The sequence below is a fragment of the Mesorhizobium sp. M7A.F.Ca.CA.002.09.1.1 genome (assembly GCF_003998555.1).
In the GTDB taxonomy this organism is placed as follows: Bacteria; Pseudomonadota; Alphaproteobacteria; order Rhizobiales; family Rhizobiaceae; genus Mesorhizobium; species Mesorhizobium ciceri.
In genome coordinates, this window is record NZ_RZRR01001129.1 from 1 (window position 1) to 1,488 (window position 1,488).

The window sequence follows — 1,488 nt, forward strand, 5'->3', positions numbered from 1 at the left end:
CATCACGGTGGAGGAGGCCAAGACCGCCGAGACCGAACTCGAAGTCGTGGAAGGCATGCAGTTCGATCGCGGCTACCTCTCGCCCTATTTCATCACCAACCAGGACAAGATGCGCGTGGAGCTCGACGAGCCCTATGTGCTGATCCACGAGAAGAAACTCTCCAATCTGCAAGCGATGCTGCCCGTGCTCGAAGCCGTGGTGCAGTCTGGCAAGCCGCTCCTGATCATCGCCGAGGATGTGGAGGGCGAGGCGCTTGCCACGCTGGTCGTCAACAAGCTGCGCGGCGGCCTCAAGGTCGCGGCCGTCAAGGCGCCGGGCTTCGGCGACCGCCGCAAGGCCATGCTGGAGGACATCGCCATTCTCACCGGCGGCACCGCGATCTCGGATGATCTCGGCATCAAACTGGAAAATGTAACGCTGCAGATGCTGGGCCGCGCCAAGAAGGTGGTGATCGAGAAGGAAAACACCACCATCGTCGATGGTGTCGGCCGCAAGGAAGAGATCCAGGGCCGTGTCGCACAGATCAAGGCGCAGATCGAGGAGACCACCTCCGACTATGACCGCGAGAAGCTGCAGGAGCGGCTGGCCAAGCTCGCAGGCGGCGTTGCGGTGATCCGGGTCGGCGGCTCGACCGAGGTCGAGGTCAAGGAGCGCAAGGACCGTGTCGACGACGCACTGCATGCAACCCGCGCGGCCGTCGAGGAGGGCGTGCTGCCCGGCGGCGGCGTCGCCTTGCTGCGGGCGGCCAAGGCGCTCGATACCGTGCAGACCGACAATTCGGACCAGAGGACAGGTGTCGACATCGTGCGCCGTGCCATCGAAACGCCGGTCCGGCAGATCGCCGAGAATGCCGGCGCCGAAGGCTCGATCATTGTCGGCAAGCTGCGCGAGAAAAGCGAATTCGGCTGGGGCTGGAACGCCCAGACCAATGAATTCGGCGATCTCTTCGGCCAGGGCGTTATCGACCCGGCCAAGGTGGTGCGCACCGCCCTCCAGGACGCGGCATCGGTCGCCGGCCTGCTGGTGACCACGGAGGCGATGGTGGCCGAGAAGCCGAAGAAGGAAGCCGCCGCCCCGGCAATGCCCGCCGGCGCCGGCATGGACTTCTGAAGTCGCGGCCCAATCCGCCCGCTCCCCTGGCGGGGAGCGGGCGTCAGTCGAAGAGAGAGTGGAGGTAAAGATGGATGCAATGGCTGGCCTCGGATCCGTACCGGCTCCTACGCATCAAGCGAAGGAATTCCTGGCCTATGAAACAGAATGCAGGAACGTGCTGAAGCCGCTGCTGGCAGGGCTGCTCGACATGGCTGAAGCCGCCGGCTGGAACCGGCGAACCGCGGCGTCGGCACTGATGTTCCTCGCAGCGCAGCAAGTGTCGGCAACATCCGAGGTATCCGCCGGCAGCGGCTGAACGGAAATCGGCCAGTCCCTTCACCTATCCGCGGCGGGCCGTGCTTCCCGGTGTTCGGCCCGCTGCAGGCCCTGAACAA

The 1,488-nt window shown here is 65.1% G+C and carries 2 protein-coding genes; both read left to right on the forward strand.

Annotated elements, in window-relative coordinates; genetic code table 11:
* On the forward strand, positions 1-1,111 hold a 1,111-nt coding region (gene groEL, locus EN994_RS30975; protein ID WP_127308124.1), incomplete at its 5' end, for a chaperonin GroEL.
* A gap of 70 nt (positions 1,112-1,181) precedes the next feature.
* The gene (locus EN994_RS30980; protein WP_013530720.1) at positions 1,182-1,409 is read left to right on the forward strand and encodes a hypothetical protein; all 228 of its coding nucleotides are present in this window, start codon (positions 1,182-1,184) and stop codon (positions 1,407-1,409) included.
* Positions 1,410-1,488: the final 79 nt, after the last annotated feature.

What these genes read in the sequence shown, in the direction of transcription:
- EN994_RS30980 (WP_013530720.1), top strand. Translation starts at nt 1,182, where the DNA reads ATGGATGCAATGGCTGGCCTCGGATCCGTACCGGCTCCTACGCATCAA.